We start from the raw sequence: 16,038 nt of genomic DNA on the forward strand, positions 1-16,038 counted from the left end.
CGGCGCACGGGAACATCCGTTCGGTGTCGGCTGCGTGTCGGGGCTCGAACGCTGTCGGTGTTCGAACGTATGGTCCCACGCATGTTGTCCGAGATGCGGATCCAGGGCCTCGGCGTGATCGACGACGCGACCTTGGAGCTCGACCCGGGCCTGACCGTGCTGACCGGCGAGACCGGCGCCGGGAAGACCATGGTCGTGACCGGGCTGAACCTCCTCGGCGGTGGCCGTGCGGAGTCCTCGCGGGTGTCGGCCGGGGCGAAGCGGGCCGTCGTCGAAGGCCGGTTCGCGGCTTCGCCGGGTGCCCTGGAGCTGGCCGAGGAGGTGGGCGCCGAGGCCGACGAGGACGGGTCGCTGATCGCCGCCCGCACCGTGTCGGCCGACGGGCGCTCCCGTGCCCACCTGGGCGGGCGGTCGGTGCCGAACGGGGTGCTGGGCAGGCTCGCCGAGACCCAGCTCGCCGTGCACGGGCAGAACGACCAGCTGCGGCTGCTGCGCGGCTCCGACCAGCGTGCCCTGCTCGACCGCTTCGCCGGGGATCCGGTCGCGGTCCCGCTGGCCGCCTACCGGGCGGTCCGCACCGAGTGGCTCCAGGTGGTCACCGAGCTCGCGGAGCGGCGGGACAACGCGCGCCGGCTCGCGCAGGAGGCGGACCTGCTGCGGCACGGGCTCGCCGAGATCGAGGCCGTCGACCCACAGCCCGGGGAGGACCGCGAGCTCGTCGGACAGGCCCGCCGGATGGCCGAGGCAGACGACCTGCGGGCCACCGCGGAGAGCGCACATCTCGCGCTGTCCGGGACGGACGACGGCGAGGCCCCCGGTGCCGTCGGGCTCGCCGGGCAGGCCAAGGGGCTCGTCGAGGGCAGTGGCGACCCCGCGCTCGAGGAGCTCGGGCCGCGTCTGACCGAGGCCGTCGCGGTGCTCGCCGACGTCGCGGCCGAGCTGTCCGGCTACCTCGACCGGCTCGACGCCGACCCCGAGCTGCTGTCCCGCGTCCTGACCCGGCAGGCGGAGCTCAAGGCGCTCACCCGCAAGTACGCCGCGGACACCGACGGCGTGCTCGCCTGGGCGGCCACCGCCCGCGAACGGCTGTCCGGGCTCGACACCTCCGACGAGGCGCTGGCCGAGCTGTCGGCCCGCCGTGACGCACTCGCCGGTGAGCTGGCCGGGCACGCCGCCGCGGTCACCGCGGCGCGTACCGCCGCTGCGTCCCGGCTGGCCGAGGCCACCACGGCCGAGCTCGCCGGTCTCGCCATGAAGGACGCGACGCTGCAGGTCGGTGTGCAGCCGCGGCCCGCCGCCGACACCGGGCCGGTGCTCGAGGTCGGCGGGCGGCGCTGTCAGGCCGGGTCGAGCGGTGTCGACGAGGTCGAGATCCGGCTCGTCCCGCACGCCGGCGCGGTGGCCCAGCCCCTGCACAAGGGGGCCTCCGGCGGTGAGCTGTCCCGCGTCATGCTGGCCCTGGAGGTCGCGCTCGCCGGAGCCGACCCGGTGCCGACCATGGTGTTCGACGAGGTCGATGCCGGCGTCGGCGGCCGGGCCGCGGTGGAGATCGGCCGCCGGCTCGCGCAGCTCGCCTCGCGGCACCAGGTCATCGTCGTGACGCACCTGCCGCAGGTCGCGGCGTACGCCGACCGGCACCTCGTGGTGCAGAAGGCGTCGGGGGCGGGGGTCACCCGCTCCAGCGTGCGGCGGCTCACCGACGAGGAGCGCACCGGGGAGCTGGCACGGATGCTGGCCGGAATGGACGACACCGACACCGGCCGCGCGCACGCCGAGGAGCTGCTCAGCGCCGCGACCGCGCACCGCGAGGCCGACCGCGCGGCGGCACGCCCCGCGGATCTCGCCGAGGCCCGGTCGCGGCGCGCGCAGTCCCGGCGCGGCCGGCCCCCGCGGGACGCGGAGACCGAGCTCTCCACTGCGCAGGCGGAGGGGACGGTTCCCGGTCCGCGCGGCAGCGATTCCTGCGGCACCGATTCCTGCGGCACCGACACCCGGGGAACCGGCTCGGACGGCGCGGCGACCCGTCCTGCGGCGTCGCCGCGGCGTCGCCGGGTCGCCCGGGCCGGCTGAGCGGCCGGGCGAACGATCGGGCCGAGCTGATCGGCAGGGCCGGACGGTCGAGCAGACCGACCGGGCCGGACGGCCAGGGTGAGCTGCCGGGCCGGGTCGCCAGTGTGAGCCGGCGGGCGGTGTGTGGTCGCTGTGGGTGAGCAGGCTGCTGCTCCGATTGCCGTCGACCGGCGGCGCGGGGAATGCTCCGGGCCAGTGACGTCACAGTCTCACGCGGCGTGCCTCCGTGGTCACGGGCGCCCCACCTGTCACAGTGCGCGACATGAAGCTGTCCGGCCTGCTGCACCGTTCCCGACCGGAGCTGCCGGGCCTGACCGGCCCGGCACGCGCCGACCGCCGCATCGAGTCGCTCCTCCGGCGCCTGCGGCCCGGCGACATCGCCGTGATCGACCAGGTCGACCTGGACCGGGCGACCGCGGATGCGCTCGTCGCCGCCCGGGTCGCCGCCGTCGTCAACGCCGCGCCGTCGATCTCCGGCCGGTTCCCGAACCTCGGCCCGCAGGTGCTCGTCGAGGCGGGTGTCCCGCTCGTCGACGACTGTGGTCCCGACACCCTCCGCGCCGTCAAGGACGGCATCCGGGTGCGGCTGCACGACGGCGTCCTCTACTCCGGCGAGCAGCCGCTGTGCGAGGGCCGCGAGCAGACCGAGGACACCGTCGCCGACGCCCTGGACGAGGCCAAGCAGGGCCTGACCCACCAGCTCGAGGCGTTCGCCGCGAACACCATCGAGTTCATGCGTCGGGAGCGTTCGCTGCTGCTCGACGGGCACGGCGTCCCCGAGGTCGACGTCGCCCTCGACGGACGGCCGGTGCTCGTCGTCGCCGCCGGGTTCGAGCACCTCGCCGTGCTCAAGCAGCTCAAGGCCTACATCAAGGAGTACCGACCGGTGCTCATCGGCGTCGGGGCCGGGGCGGACGCGCTGCTCAACGCGCGCCATCGCCCCGACCTCATCGTCGCCGACCCCTCCGAGGTGTCGAACCAGGCGCTGACCAGCGGTGCCGACGTCGTCGTCCCGGCCTTCCCCGACGGGCACGCCCCGGGTCTGCACCGCGTGCAGGACCTGGGCGCCAGCGCCGTCACCTTCCCGTCGATGGCCAACCCCGAGGACCTGGCGCTGCTGCTGGCCCACCACCGCGGCGCCTCGATGATCGTCACGGTCGGGCTGTCCGCGTCGATGGGGGAGTTCCTCGACCGCGGACGCTCCGGCAGCAACGCCTCCACCTTCCTGACCCGGCTCCAGGCCGGGGGCAGTGTCGTCGACGGCGCGATGATCGCGCAGATGTACCGGAGCCGGACCTCGTTCGCGCCGCTGCTGCTGCTCGTCGCGGCCGCCGTGGTCGCGGTCGTCGTCGCGGTGCTCGTGTCCGGCGGCGGTCCGGCGGTGCTGGAGTGGCTGCGCGGGGTGCTGGAGAGCGTGCGGGCCCTGGTCGCCGGATGGTTCCCGGCGTGATCTCGCGGCGCCACCACCGCATCGCCCTGGTCGCGGTGTTCGTGCTGGCCCTCGCGGCCGGGTTCGCCCTCGCCGTCGTCGGGCTGCCGCAGCGCATCGCCGACGTCGCGGCCTCGGGGGCGGACACGGGAGAGATCGCCCGGCTGAGCGCCGAACGCGACGCCCTGGCCGCGCAGCTGCACGCCAGCGACGAGTTCGCCGGCCGCGTCGGACCGGACCTGGTGCGCGGGAAGCTCACCGGGGTGCCGGTGACCGTCGTCTCGCTCGGTGCCGACCCGGCCGACACGCGCGCGGTCGCCGAGCTCGTCGTCACCGCGGGGGGCAGCGTCGCGGGGGAGGTCGTGCTCACCCCGGCCGTCACCGACCCGGCCCGCGCCGATCAGCTGCGCGACCTGTCCGCGCGGCTGCTGCCGTCGGGGGCGCAGCTCCCCACCGCCACCGACGCCGGTGCGCTCGCCGGGGGCCTGCTCGGCTCCGCGCTGCTGACACCGCCCGACGGCCCCGCACCCGCCCCGGACGCGGCCGGCACGGTCCTCGCCGGGCTCGCCGGCGGCGGCTTCGCCGAGGCCCCGCAGGGCAGCCCCGCGGCCGGGAGACTCGCCGTCGTCGTGACCGGGGCGGCGTACTCCGGGGTGGACGCCGACGCCTCGGCAGGCACCGCCGCGGCACTGGCCGCCGAGCTCGACCGTCGGGGTGCGGGAGCCGTGCTGGCCGGGCGGGACGCCGCGGAGGGCTCGGCCGTCGCCGCCGCCCGGGCGGCCGGGGCCGGGCCGGGGGGCCGGCTCGCCACCGTCGACGGCGTCGGCACCGGGGCCGGGCGGGTCGCGACCGTGCTCGCACTCGCCGAACGACAGGCAGGAGGCACCGGCCGCTACGGTTCCGGGGCCGGAACGGCGGGGCCGGTTCCCGCCGCCCCTTGACCGATCGGTAGGCTGAAGCTCCGTGCAGACTCGCGCCACCCGTCATCTCTTCGTCACCGGTGGGGTCGCGTCCTCGCTGGGTAAGGGCCTGACCGCCTCCAGTCTCGGTCAGTTGCTCACCGCGCGCGGGCTTCGCGTCACCATGCAGAAGCTCGATCCGTACCTCAACGTCGATCCCGGGACGATGAACCCGTTCCAGCACGGCGAGGTGTTCGTCACCGAGGACGGCGCCGAGACCGACCTCGACGTCGGCCACTACGAGCGGTTCCTGGACCGCGACCTCGCCGGGCGGGCCAACGTGACCACCGGCCAGGTCTACTCCGAGGTCATCGCCAAGGAGCGCCGCGGCGAGTACCTCGGCGACACCGTCCAGGTCATCCCGCACATCACCAACGAGATCAAGGACCGCGTCCTCGCGATGGCCGAGCCCGACGCCGAGGGCGTGGCCCCCGACGTGGTCATCACCGAGGTCGGCGGCACCATCGGCGACATCGAGTCGCTGCCGTTCGTCGAGGCCGCCCGGCAGGTCCGCCACGAGGTCGGCCGGGACAACTGCTTCTTCCTGCACGTGTCGCTGGTGCCGTACCTGGCGCCGTCGGGCGAGCTGAAGACCAAGCCGACCCAGCACTCCGTCGCGGCGCTGCGCAACATCGGCATCCAGCCCGACGCGGTGGTCCTGCGTGCCGACCGGGACATCCCCGAGGGCATGAAGCGCAAGATCTCGCTGATGTGCGACATCGAGCTCGACGGCGTCGCCGCGTGCCCGGACGCCCCGTCGATCTACGACATCCCGAAGGTGCTGCACGGTGAGGGCCTCGACGCCTACGTCGTGCGCCGGCTCGGGCTGCCCTTCCGCGACGTGGACTGGACCGTGTGGGGCGACCTGCTCGACCGCGTCCACCACCCGCGGGAGACCGCGACGATCGCGCTGGTCGGCAAGTACGTGGACCTGCCCGACGCCTACCTCTCGGTCACCGAGGCGCTGCGGGCCGGGGGCTTCGCCCACCATGCCAAGGTCGCCGTCCGCTGGGTGCCCTCGGACTCGTGCGAGACCCCGGCCGGCGCGGCCGAGGCGCTCGACGGCGTCGACGGGGTGCTCATCCCCGGCGGCTTCGGCATCCGCGGCATCGAGGGCAAGCTCGGCGCGATCACCCACGCCCGCACCCGGCGCATCCCCACCCTGGGCCTGTGCCTGGGCCTGCAGTGCATGGTCATCGAGACCGCGCGCACCGTCGCCGGCCTGGAGGGTGCCAGCTCGACCGAGTTCGACCCGGAGACCGCGCACCCGGTCATCTCGACGATGGCGACCCAGCGCGACGTCGTCGCGGGCGAGCGGGACATGGGCGGCACCATGCGCCTGGGCGCCTACCCGGCGGTGTTGCAGCCCGGCTCGGTCGCGGCGAAGGCCTACGGGACGCGCGAGATCTCCGAGCGGCACCGGCACCGCTTCGAGGTCAACAACGCCTACCGGCAGCAGCTCACCGAGGCGGGCCTGGTGTTCGGGACCTCCCCGGACGGCACGTTGGTGGAGTTCGTGGAGCTGCCGTCGTCGCAGCACCCGTTCTTCGTCGGGACCCAGGCGCACCCGGAGCTCAAGAGCCGCCCGACCCGGCCGCACCCGCTGTTCGCGGCGTTCGTGAAGGCGGCGCTGCGCTACCGGGCCGAGGACCGGCTGCCGGTGCACCTGCCCGGCCGGGACAACGCCGACGCCGACGACGCCGAGACGGCCGAGGGCGACGACGTCGCCGTCGGCGCGGGCGGCAACGGCGTGGCCCCGGCCGAGAGCACCCCCGTCCGCTGACCCCGACCGGACCGGGCCGCCGTCGGTGCTGCGGTCCGGTTCCAGTGGTCGGGTGCCCTGCCGTCGGGCGCGGGGCGCGGCCCGTACGGCCCGCGCGCCCGCACGGGCGGGGCCCGGCGACTACTGTCCGACGGGTGATCGAACTGCGCACCCGCCGGGCGGTGGCCCGGTGACCCGCCCCGGTGAGCACGACTTCCCGGTCCGCTCGGCCACCGACATCTACTCCGGTCGTGTCATGGCGCTGCGGTCCGACCGCGTCGTCATGCCCGGCGGCCGGGTCGCGACCCGCGAGATCCTGGAGCACCCGGGCGCGGTCGCCGTCGTCGCGGTGGACGAGTCCGGGCGGGTCCGGATGCTGCACCAGTACCGCCACGCCGTCCGGCGACGGCTGTGGGAGCTCCCCGCCGGCCTGCTCGACGTGGCGGGGGAGGACCCCGCGGTCACCGCCGACCGGGAGCTGACCGAGGAGGCCGGGCTGTCGGCGCGCGACTGGTCGGTGCTGCTCGACGTCGTGCCCTCGCCCGGGTTCTCCGACGAGTCGGTCCGCATCTTCCTGGCGCGCGACCTCGTCGAGAAGCCCCGCCCCGACCTGGGCGACGACGAGGAGGCCGACCTGGAGCTGCGCTGGATCCCGATCGCCGAGGCGCTCGGGATGGTGTTCTCCGGGGAGATCGTGAACGCGGTGTCCTGCGCCGGGCTGCTCGCGGCCCGCGCGGTCCTGGCCGGGGAGTTCGACCCGCGGCCGGTCGACGCCGAGTGGGTCGACCGGCCGTTCCGCTTCGCCCGCCGCGCCGACGAGTGACCGCCCCCGCCACGGGGTGCCGCATCCTCCGGCCGTAGCCGCGTTCAGCTGTGGAACAGCACGCTGCGGCACGCCAGGTGCAGGGCGAGGCGCTCGTCCGGGTCGGCGAGGTCGACGCCGAGCACGTGCCGTACCCGTTCGATCCGGGTCGCGACGGTGTTGCGGTGCACCCCGAGCACCGCCGCGGTCTCGGTCAGCGACGACTCCGCGTCCAGGTAGGCGGTCAGCGTCGTCAGCAGGTCCCCGGGCCTGCCCTGCAGGGGTTCCAGCATCGACCTGGCGGCGGGCAGGAACGTGTCGGTGCGGGTCCAGGCCAGCAGCAGCGCCCCCAGGCCGAGCCGGTCGACGTGGACGAACCGGCCGCTGGTCGTGCGTTCGGCCGCGAGCCGTGCCGCGTCCCCGGCCTCGCCGAGGGTCCGGGCCAGCCCGCGCGCCCCGCGGTGCACCCGTCCCACCCCGGTCGAGGTCGGCAGGGACTCCCGCAACAGCCACTGGGTCCGCCGCGCGGTCGTCGCGTGCTGCTGCAGCTCGCCGGCGACGGGCTCGTGGTCGAACGTCGTCCAGGCGTTCCACCCCGGCCCCTGTTCGACGACGACCGCCCGCAGCCGCGCCGTCTCCACCGCCCGCAGCACCTGCTCCCGGGCCGCGACGACGTCCACCGAGGACGGCACGTCGATCCGCAGGCCCGCGTGCCAGCCGTCGAGCGACCAGCCCGCGTCGAGCGCCCGGCGTCGCAGCCCGGCGGGGAGCGGGTCCCCGGCCTGCAGGATCTCGGCGAGCAGCGCCGTGCGCAGCCGCGCGTCGCGCTCCACGGTGAGCCGCTGCTCGGCGAGCCGCTGACGGACCGAGTTCGCGGCGACGGCCAGCGCCGCCCGCAGCGCCGCGGTCTCGGCGGGCACCCCCTCCGGCTCGGTGACGGCCAGGCGGCCGTCCGGCTGGCCCGGACCGAACGCCACCTCCAGCAGCGCCGACCCGGCGGCAGGCGGCGGGGGCGCGGGGCCCGCCGGATCCGCGCCCGCGACGACCGAGCCTCCCGGGTCGAGCAGCCACACCGGCCGCCGCCAGGTCCGGGCCAGGTCCGCGACGAGGTCGTCGACGCCGCCGTGCGGGACCCCGCACACCGCCGCCGTCCGACCGACGAGTGCCGCGACCACCTGGTCGGGCTCCTGCAGCAGCCGGGTCGCGGTCAGCGCGGCGGCCAGCGCGTCCGGTGTGCCGAGCACCGGCAGCCCCATCCGCCCGGCGAGCAGCCGGCTCGCCGGGTGCAACGGTGCGTCCCCGGCGAGCAGCACCGCGACGGCCCCGGCCGCGACGGCGCGGCGCAACAGCACGTCCAGGTGCCAGTCCTCGCGCGGCGCGGACACCGCGACCGTCAGCAACGCCGCCCGCACCTCACCCGGGTCGGCGTGCAGATCGGCGACGGTGACCACCCGCTCGACCGTGGCACCGTCCGGGACGGGACCGCCCAGCGAGCGCACCGCGGCCCAGTCGGGGTGGGCGAGCAGCCCGGACAGACCCAGCCCGCCGGTCACCATCCCGCCCCCGTCCTGGGTCGCGCGGCTGCCGCCCCGCCGCGGGCCGTGGGCGGCCCGAGCCCGAACGCCTGCGGACCGACGTGGACCGCGGCATCCGGGCGGGCCGCCCACCACGGCGGCGCGGGCAGCACCAGGACCAGCACGTCGTCGCCGGAGCGGACGGCGTCGGCGGCGATCGGCGCGGCCGAGCGACGGTCCAGCAGCACGATCACCTCCGGCGACGCGGCCACCGTCTCGCCGTCGGCGAGCACGAGCAGGTACTCGTTCTCCGCCTCGATCCGCAGGACACCCGTGCCCGGTGCGTCGACGGTGACCGCGGCCCGGCCGAACCGGCCGACGGGGGAGCGGCGCACGTCCACCACCCGGCCGCCGCCGAGCGGGTGTCCGCCGAGCGCGTCCGCGACGCGGGCGGGCGCCGGGGTGTCACCCAGCCCGGCGTGCGCGCGACCCAGCCCCAGCGCGCGGCCCAGCGTGCCCAGGCAGGCGTCGCCGAGCGCGGCCGAGGCCGGTGCGGGCGCCATCACCGTCCCGGCCCAGCCGCCCGCCTGGGCGACGAACGCCCGCACGGTCAGCTCGGTCGACACCGCGTCCCCGCCGTCGACGACGACGGTCTGCCCGGCCGGCTCGGCCAGCGCCATCGGCGTCACCGCGCCCCCGGCGACGACCCGGGTCAGCTGGTCGACCCGGGGCAGCGCGCGCCCCATCAGGTCGGCGTCGACCAGCGGCAGCCCCAGCTGGTGGGCCAGCGGCAGCGGCAGCACGCCGTTCAGCCCGGCCGCCTCGAACGGCATGACCGCGGCCGGGGTGACCCCGGTCCAGCGGACCAGAGCGCGCACGGCCGCGGGCAGCTCGTCGCCCGAGGGCAGCTTCTCGCCCAGCACCCGGGTGCCGCCGAGCATCCCGACCGGCACGACCGGGGCGTCGCCGAGCTCCGCCGGGGAGTGCAGCCGGACCGGGCCCGCCGCCAGCACCGACCGCAGCACGTGGGCGTACACCCTGGCGTCGCCGCCCCCGCCGGAGCCCAGCAGCAGCACCCCGGTGACGAGGGCGTCGACGTCTCCCGCGGTCACCTCCACGCCGGGGATGCTGCCAGGTCAGACCCGGTCCGCGGCGCCCGCTCCCCGCGGGACCGCGGTCTCCAGCGGCACGAACGGCACGTCCAGCCCGAAGCAGGCCGGCCCGAACACCGCGAGGGCCTCCGGCGTGCGCATCATGTCCGGCGTCGAGATCCCCACCACGACGACGCGCTGGCCGTAGCGCAGCGCCTCGGTGGTGATCGGCTCCCCGGACTCGGCCTCCAGCACGCAGATGAGGTCCGGGACGACCGCGACGGTGGTGTCGTCGACGGTGGCGACCAGGGTCTCGTTCTGGAAGACCGTGCGGAGCTCCGAGCCGCCGTCGAACGCGGTGAACCGGGCGGTGCCGCGGGCGAACCCGTCGACGGTGCGCCGCTCGACGTCGGTGACCTTGCCGGCGAACAGCACCCGCAGGTGCCGGTAGAGCGTCGGCGCGAGCGTGTCGGCGATCGCCGCGACCGGGTCCCCGAGCTGCTCGCGCGCCTCCCGGATCGCCCGGCCCAGCCGCAGCGCCAGGGTGAGGGTGTGCGGGATCGCGGTGCGGCGCACGTCGGCGCCGGACATCGGGTACTCCGCGATCAGCGCGGACCCGCCCATCCGGATGGCGGCGCCCCGCGCGAGGTGCTCCATGCGGTGGTTGTCGGTGCCGGTGTCGATGAGCACCGACTCGCCGTGGTCCCCGGCGACGACCATCGGGGACCCGGGCACGCCGTACACCCCGAAGGTCTCCATCTGCAGCTCCGGAAACGCCCGGCCCATGCCGTCGCCGTCGATCACCGGCAGCCCGGTCCGGGCCGCGACGAGCAGCGGGATCATCGAGTTGATGCCGCCGCACTCCATCGGGATGGTCGCGTCCGCGGTGCGCCCGAGGTGCTGCTCCAGGCGGCGCAGGGCGAGCACCGGCTCGTCGCCGCGCGGGATCTTCTCGATCATCACCGTGGGCGCGCCCATCATTGCCGTCGCGATGACGAACATCTCCTCCGGCAGGTCGGCCGGATCGGCCGGGTCGAGCACGGTGACCGGCCCGTGCTCGCGCATCGCCTGCTCCACCATGAGCCGCCCGATGTAGGGGTCCCCGCCGCCGCCGGTCCCGAGCAGCGCGGCGCCGCGGGCGAGGTCGGGCAGGTCGTCGGGGGTCAGGGTCCAGCTCATACCGGCGCTCCGTCCGTCACGGTGTCGTGGACCCGCACGGGGTCGGTGTTGCCTGCGACCCGTACCGGGTCGGTGTCGTAGCCGAAGTACCGCGGTCCGACGACGGCGATCGCCTCCGGGGTGTGCCAGCGGGGGTCCGCGGGGGCGGCGAGCACGCTGACCCGGTGCCCGAAGCGCAGCCCCTCGGTGGTCACCGGCTCCCCGGTCGCGGTGTCCAGCACCATGATCAGGTCCGGGGTGGTGACGACCGTCGCGCCGTCGACCTCGGCGATCAGGTGCTCGTTCTGGAAGTGCAGGACGCACCCACCGGACAGCGTCGCCGTCCCGCGGGCGAACCCGGTGGTGGTGCGCCGCTGCACGTCGACGACCTTCCCGGTGTGCACCACGCGTCCGCCGATCTCGGCGGCGGCCGCGGCGACCGGGTCGGTGAGCCCGGCCCGGGCCCCGGCGATGGCACGCCCGATGCGCACGCAGAGCCCGAGGGTGCCGCGGATCATCGTCTCCCGTGCCCGGGCCCCGGTCATCGGGTAGTTCGAGATGATCGCGGTGCAGCCCATGGTGATCGTCATGGAGCGGGCGAGGTCCTCGGCCCACTTCGCGGTGGGGCAGTCCAGGACGCCGGTGTTGCCCTGCTCGTCGGTGATCGACATCGGGGTGGCGGGGACGCCGGCGATGCCGGGCAGCACCATCTGCAGCTCGGGGAACGCCCGGCCCATGCCGTCGCCGTCGACCAGCGGCAGCCCGAGCATCGCCGCACCGGCCACCGGGATCGTGGAGTTGATGCCGCCGGCCTCGATGCACGCGACGTGGGTGGGGGTGACCCCCAGGTGCCCGGCGAGCGCGGTGACCGCGCGGCCGATCTCGTCGTAGGCGGGCAGCTTCTCCACGCTCACCGTCGGCGCCCCCATCTGCGCGACGACGAACACGGCGGCGTCGTCGGGCAGGTCGGCGGGGTCGACGAGCGGCACCGGCCCGTGCTCGCGCAGCGCCCGCTGGGCCAGCAGCCGTCCCAGGTAGGGGTCACCACCGCCGCCGGTCCCCAGCAGCGCGGCACCGCGGGCGAGCGCGGGCAGGTCCTCGACGGTCAGCACGCCGGTCACCGGGTCACCCTCCGCTCCAGACGCAGGTCGCCGACCGCCTTGGCGCGGATGCGGGTCGCGTTGCCGGGCAGGTAGGGGATGGGGACCTCGTCGAAGTCGACGAGCGCGACGGAGCCGGGGTCGGCGCCGGAGGCGACCGCACGGTCGACCGCCTCCTGCTTGGCGGCGTCGACGACGGCGTCGCGGCGTCCCGGCTCGATCGCGTACACCCGGTCGACCTCCCCACCGACCTGCGCGATCGCCGCGCCGATCGCGTTGGCGACGGCGAAGTTCTCCGGGCGGTGCACCGCGCCCAGCCCGGGGAAGGCGTCGGGCAGCAGCACCGAGCCGCCGCCGACGGCGACCACCGGCAGCGGGTCGGCGGAGATCCGCATCCGGTCCACGACGTCGGCGACGTCGGTGGCGATCCGGTCCAGCGCCGCGGTCACCAGCTCCCGGGACAGCCCGGCGACCAGGGAGCGGTCGCCGATGTCGGCCCGGCCCGCCGCGACGGCGATGTCGGTCGCGGTCAGGGTGTCGCCGCCGAACACCAGCGCCCGCTCGGTGAGCCGGTAGCCGACCGAGTCCGGGCCGACGGTGGGCCCCTCGGACCGTCCGGGCTCGCCGGTGCGGACCAGGGAGCCGCCGCCGATGCCGACGCTGAGCACGTCGGGCATCCGGAAGTTGGTGCGCACCCCGGCCACGCTGACCTCGACGGCGGCCTCCCGCGGGAAGCCGGCGGTCAGCACACCGACGTCGGAGGTGGTGCCGCCGACGTCGACGACCGCGCAGGTGCCCAGCCCGGACAGCACGGCGGCACCGCGCATCGAGTTGGTCGGACCCGAGGCGAACGTCGCCACCGGGTAGCGACGGGTGTAGCCGACGTCCATCAGTGTGCCGTCGTTCTGCGACAGGTACAGCGGCGCCGTGATGCCCTGGCCCTGCACCGCCCCGGCGAGCGCGTCGACGATGTGCGCGGCGAGCTCGCGCAGCGCGGCGTTGACGATCGTCGCGTTCTCCCGCTCCAGCAGCCCGACCCGACCGATCTCGTGGGACAGCGAGATCGGGACGTCCTGGCCCAGCTCCTCGGCGATGATCTCCGCCGCGGCCAGCTCGCACTCGCTGGTCACCGGGGAGAACACCGAGGAGATCGCGACCGAACGGACGCCGTGCGCGGCCATGTCCGCGGCGTGGCGACGCAGTTCGTCCGGGTCGAGCGGGGAGATCCGGCGGCCGTCGAACTCGTGGCCGCCGTGGGCGAGGTAGCCGCGCCCGGCGATCGCGTCGACCAGCCGCTGCGGCCAGTCGACCATCGGCGGCAGCGCCGCGGTGGCGGGCAGGCCCAGGCGCAGCGCCGCGGTGGGGGCGAGGCGGCGGGCCTCGACCAGGGCGTTGACGAAGTGCGTCGTCCCGATCATCACGGCGTCGACGTCGGTGGGGGAGAACGGGTGGTCGGCCTGCAGGCCGGTGAGCGCGCCGACGATGCCGGAGGTGACGTCGTCGGTGGTCGCGGACTTGACGGCGGCCAGTACCCGGACTCCGCCGGCCGGGGCGTCGTCGAGCAGGACGGCGTCGGTGTTGGTGCCGCCGACGTCGATGCCGATGCGCATGGAGTGCTCCTTCGGTGGTGCCGCGCCGCCCGCCCGCGGGATCGCGGACGGGCGGCGCGGAGTGCGGGTCAGGACGTGACGGCGGGGGCCGGGACCACGTCCGGCCGTTCGGTGCGGCTGACGCCGATCCCGCGGAGCAGCCCGAGCCGCCCGGCGACGACGTAGAGCACGAAGGCCGCCACGATCGAGTTCACGCTGGGCAGCCCGGCGTCGACGAGACCGCCGAGCAGGGCCGAGGCGGCCCAGATGACCAGCGTCGCCGGCACCCAGGTCGGTGAGGTGGCGGGCAGCGCACCGGTGGTCCGCGCGGCCTCCAGGTCACCGCGCCAGCGCTTCACCACGAAGTACTCGGCGACCATGATCCCGGCGATCGGCGGGAACACCACGCCCAGCACCGACAGGAACCCGGTGAACAGGTCGAGGATGCCGCCCGCGGCCAGCAGCGAGCCGACGACGCCGAGCGCGAGGGTGACCATCGGGCGGCTGACGGTGCGTCCCAGGACGCTGCCGGCGAAGTTCACCACGCCCAGCCCGGCCGAGTAGAGGTTCCAGTCGTTGATCTTGAGGGTGCCGAGGATGATGATCAGCGTGCCGACCCAGCCGACCGACGACGTGACGATGGTGATGATGTCGTCGGACCGGATGGCGTGTGCGAGCAGCACACCGGACATGCCGATCACGTACTCGCCGAGGGTGAACCCGACGACGGTCTGCTTGACCACGTCGGCGGAGGTCCGGTTGAACCGGGTCATGTCCGGGGTGATGATCGCCCCGACGATGAAGCCGCCCGCGACCAGCGTCGTGCCCTCGACCAGCGAGATCGACGGCCCCGGCGGCGGGCTCACCATGAGCGCGCCGACGTCGTGGCCGAGCAGGGCGCTGCCGATCGACCAGCCGACCAGCACCAGGAAGGCCGGCACCGTCACGTAGGCGACCCACTGCATCGAGCCGAAGCCCCACAGCACGATCATGGTGACGACCAGGCCGAACACCAGCGACCACGCCCAGACCGGCAGCACGCCGACCAGCGAGACCAGGCCCTCGGCCGAGACCCCGGACTGGACGCCGAACCAGCCGACGAGGCTCACCCCGATCGCGACACCGATCAGTGCGCTGCCGCCGTGACCGAAGCCGGTCCAGCGGGCCAGCAGCGAGGTGTTCAGGCCCTCCTTGCAGCCGATGATCCCGACGCCGATCGAGACCAGCTCCAGGATCACCGCGCCGAGGGTGAAGGCGAGGAAGGCGTCCCAGAACCCCATCCCGAACCCGAGTGTCGAGCCGAGCAGGAACTGGCTCAGGGCCGACACCTGCCCGAACCGCTGTACCGCCACGCTCCACCACGAGTACCGGGCGTGCTCCGGAACCCTGCTCAGGGCGTAGTCGTCCGTACCGACCCCACCGCTCATCTCGGTCTCCTCTCGGCTGGTCGGGAGAACGGTAGGTGCAGGTCAGGGCCGGGTCACGGGGCGATGTGCCCGGTCCGGGGCGGCCGACTGTGCAGATCGCCCTTCCCGGCCGCCGAGCGGCGGGCGTCCTAGGGTCGGTGCATGCGTTTCGGACTCTTCGTGCCCCAGGGCTGGCGCCTCGACCTCGTCGGCATCGACCCCACCGCGCAGTGGGACGTGATGCGCGGCCTCGCCGAGCACGCCGACCGCGGCGACGTCTGGGAGTCGGTCTGGGTCTACGACCACTTCCACACCGTCCCCGCGCCCACCGACGAAGCCTGCCACGAGGCGTGGAGCCTGATGGCCGCCTTCGCCGCGACGACCGAGCGGGTGCGGCTCGGCCAGATGTGCACCTGCATGGCCTACCGCAACCCCGCCTACCTGGCGAAGGTCGCCGCCACCACCGATGTCATCTCGAAGGGCCGCGTCGAGATGGGCATCGGCGCCGGCTGGTACGAGCACGAGTGGCGCGCCTACGGCTACGGCTTCCCCCGGCCCGGTGAACGGCTCGGCATGCTCGAGGAGGGCGTGCAGATCTTCACCCAGGCCTGGCGCGACGGCCGGGCCACCCTGAACGGCACGCACTACACCGTCGACGACGCCATCGTCGCGCCCCGCCCGCTCCAGGAGGGCGGCATCCCGCTCTGGATCGCCGGCGGCGGGGAGAAGGTCACCCTGCGGATCGCCGCGCAGTACGCGCAGTACACCAACTTCGACGGCACCTTCGACGGCTTCCGGCACAAGTCGGCGCTGCTCGCCGACCACTGCCGCGACCTCGGCACCGACTACGACGCCATCGTCCGCTCGGCCAACTACAACGTCGCGATCGGGCACACCGAGGACGAGGTGGAGGAGCGGCTCGCCCGGCTCGTCGCCCGGCTGGAGCCGATCGTCGGCGCGGAGAAGGCCCAGGGCGCGCTGGGTGCGTTCCGCGGGATGCCGGGCGTCGGGACCCCGGAGCAGATCGTGGAGAAGCTCTCCGCACTGGCGGCCGTCGGCATGAGCTACGGCATCTTCTACTTCCCCGAGGCCGCCTACGACCGGTCGGGCATCGAGCTGTTCGAGCGCGAGGTCGTCCCGGCCCTGCGGGACTGACCG

Annotated in this window: 12 protein-coding genes; 6 read left to right on the top strand and 6 right to left on the bottom strand. The window is 75.1% G+C overall.

The window, feature by feature from the left end; translation table 11 throughout:
• Positions 1-81: 81 nt before the first annotated feature.
• From recN to Ae717Ps2_RS10160, 5 genes are all read left to right on the top strand, one after another.
• A complete protein-coding gene (recN, locus tag Ae717Ps2_RS10140) occupies positions 82-2,070 on the top strand; it encodes a DNA repair protein RecN (RefSeq protein WP_083696021.1) in 1,989 nt (662 codons plus the stop codon).
• A 262-nt stretch (positions 2,071-2,332) separates the two neighbouring features.
• Positions 2,333-3,520: a putative cytokinetic ring protein SteA gene (gene steA / locus Ae717Ps2_RS10145; protein ID WP_075305867.1), complete on the top strand. Its 1,188-nt coding sequence runs from the start codon at positions 2,333-2,335 to the stop codon at positions 3,518-3,520.
• The gene (locus tag Ae717Ps2_RS10150; RefSeq protein ID WP_075305869.1) at positions 3,517-4,440 is read left to right on the top strand and encodes a copper transporter; all 924 of its coding nucleotides are present in this window, start codon (positions 3,517-3,519) and stop codon (positions 4,438-4,440) included. The genes steA and Ae717Ps2_RS10150 overlap by 4 nt, the downstream gene beginning before the upstream one ends.
• Before the next feature lie 22 nt (positions 4,441-4,462).
• Positions 4,463-6,241, top strand: coding sequence for a CTP synthase (locus Ae717Ps2_RS10155; RefSeq protein ID WP_075305871.1), 1,779 nt, complete (start codon positions 4,463-4,465; stop codon positions 6,239-6,241).
• A 169-nt stretch (positions 6,242-6,410) separates the two neighbouring features.
• Positions 6,411-7,043 (top strand): NUDIX hydrolase, encoded by a 633-nt coding sequence (locus Ae717Ps2_RS10160; RefSeq protein ID WP_020623249.1) that lies wholly within the window; start codon positions 6,411-6,413, stop codon positions 7,041-7,043.
• Positions 7,044-7,087: 44 nt separating this feature from the next.
• Here Ae717Ps2_RS10160 and Ae717Ps2_RS10165 read toward each other — a convergent pair whose 3' ends face one another.
• From Ae717Ps2_RS10165 to Ae717Ps2_RS10190, 6 genes are all read right to left on the bottom strand, one after another.
• The gene (locus Ae717Ps2_RS10165; protein ID WP_083702316.1) at positions 7,088-8,578 is read right to left on the bottom strand and encodes a CdaR family transcriptional regulator; all 1,491 of its coding nucleotides are present in this window, start codon (positions 8,576-8,578) and stop codon (positions 7,088-7,090) included.
• Positions 8,572-9,654 carry a DUF917 domain-containing protein gene (locus Ae717Ps2_RS10170; RefSeq protein WP_075305873.1) on the bottom strand — a complete coding sequence of 361 codons (1,083 nt, stop codon included), beginning with the start codon at positions 9,652-9,654 and terminating at the stop codon, positions 8,572-8,574. Before Ae717Ps2_RS10170 ends, Ae717Ps2_RS10165 begins: the two co-directional genes overlap by 7 nt.
• Before the next feature lie 18 nt (positions 9,655-9,672).
• A complete protein-coding gene (locus Ae717Ps2_RS10175) occupies positions 9,673-10,806 on the bottom strand; it encodes a DUF917 domain-containing protein (RefSeq protein ID WP_075305875.1) in 1,134 nt (377 codons plus the stop codon).
• A complete protein-coding gene (locus Ae717Ps2_RS10180; protein ID WP_075333264.1) occupies positions 10,803-11,906 on the bottom strand; it encodes a DUF917 domain-containing protein in 1,104 nt (367 codons plus the stop codon). The genes Ae717Ps2_RS10175 and Ae717Ps2_RS10180 overlap by 4 nt, the downstream gene beginning before the upstream one ends.
• Positions 11,903-13,495, bottom strand: coding sequence for a hydantoinase/oxoprolinase family protein (locus Ae717Ps2_RS10185; RefSeq protein WP_075305879.1), 1,593 nt, complete (start codon positions 13,493-13,495; stop codon positions 11,903-11,905). Before Ae717Ps2_RS10185 ends, Ae717Ps2_RS10180 begins: the two co-directional genes overlap by 4 nt.
• Positions 13,496-13,563: 68 nt before the next feature.
• Positions 13,564-14,901 (bottom strand): cytosine permease, encoded by a 1,338-nt coding sequence (locus Ae717Ps2_RS10190; protein WP_075305881.1) that lies wholly within the window; start codon positions 14,899-14,901, stop codon positions 13,564-13,566.
• A 141-nt stretch (positions 14,902-15,042) separates the two neighbouring features.
• On the opposite strand from Ae717Ps2_RS10190, the gene Ae717Ps2_RS10195 reads away from it, so the two are divergent.
• Positions 15,043-16,035 carry an LLM class F420-dependent oxidoreductase gene (locus Ae717Ps2_RS10195; RefSeq protein ID WP_075305883.1) on the top strand — a complete coding sequence of 331 codons (993 nt, stop codon included), beginning with the start codon at positions 15,043-15,045 and terminating at the stop codon, positions 16,033-16,035.
• Positions 16,036-16,038: the final 3 nt, after the last annotated feature.

The organism is Pseudonocardia sp. Ae717_Ps2, from assembly GCF_001932475.1.
Lineage (GTDB): Bacteria > Actinomycetota > Actinomycetes > Mycobacteriales > Pseudonocardiaceae > Pseudonocardia.

Excerpts from the sequence above, each read along its gene's own strand:
- Ae717Ps2_RS10195 (WP_075305883.1), top strand. The coding sequence starts at position 15,043 with ATGCGTTTCGGACTCTTCGTGCCCCAGGGCTGGCGCCTCGACCTCGTC.
- Ae717Ps2_RS10185 (WP_075305879.1), bottom strand. The coding sequence starts at position 13,495 with ATGCGCATCGGCATCGACGTCGGCGGCACCAACACCGACGCCGTCCTG.
- Ae717Ps2_RS10175 (WP_075305875.1), bottom strand. The coding sequence starts at position 10,806 with ATGAGCTGGACCCTGACCCCCGACGACCTGCCCGACCTCGCCCGCGGC.
- steA (WP_075305867.1), top strand. The coding sequence starts at position 2,333 with ATGAAGCTGTCCGGCCTGCTGCACCGTTCCCGACCGGAGCTGCCGGGC.
- recN (WP_083696021.1), top strand. The coding sequence starts at position 82 with ATGTTGTCCGAGATGCGGATCCAGGGCCTCGGCGTGATCGACGACGCG.
- Ae717Ps2_RS10190 (WP_075305881.1), bottom strand. The coding sequence starts at position 14,901 with ATGAGCGGTGGGGTCGGTACGGACGACTACGCCCTGAGCAGGGTTCCG.
- Ae717Ps2_RS10165 (WP_083702316.1), bottom strand. The coding sequence starts at position 8,578 with ATGGTGACCGGCGGGCTGGGTCTGTCCGGGCTGCTCGCCCACCCCGAC.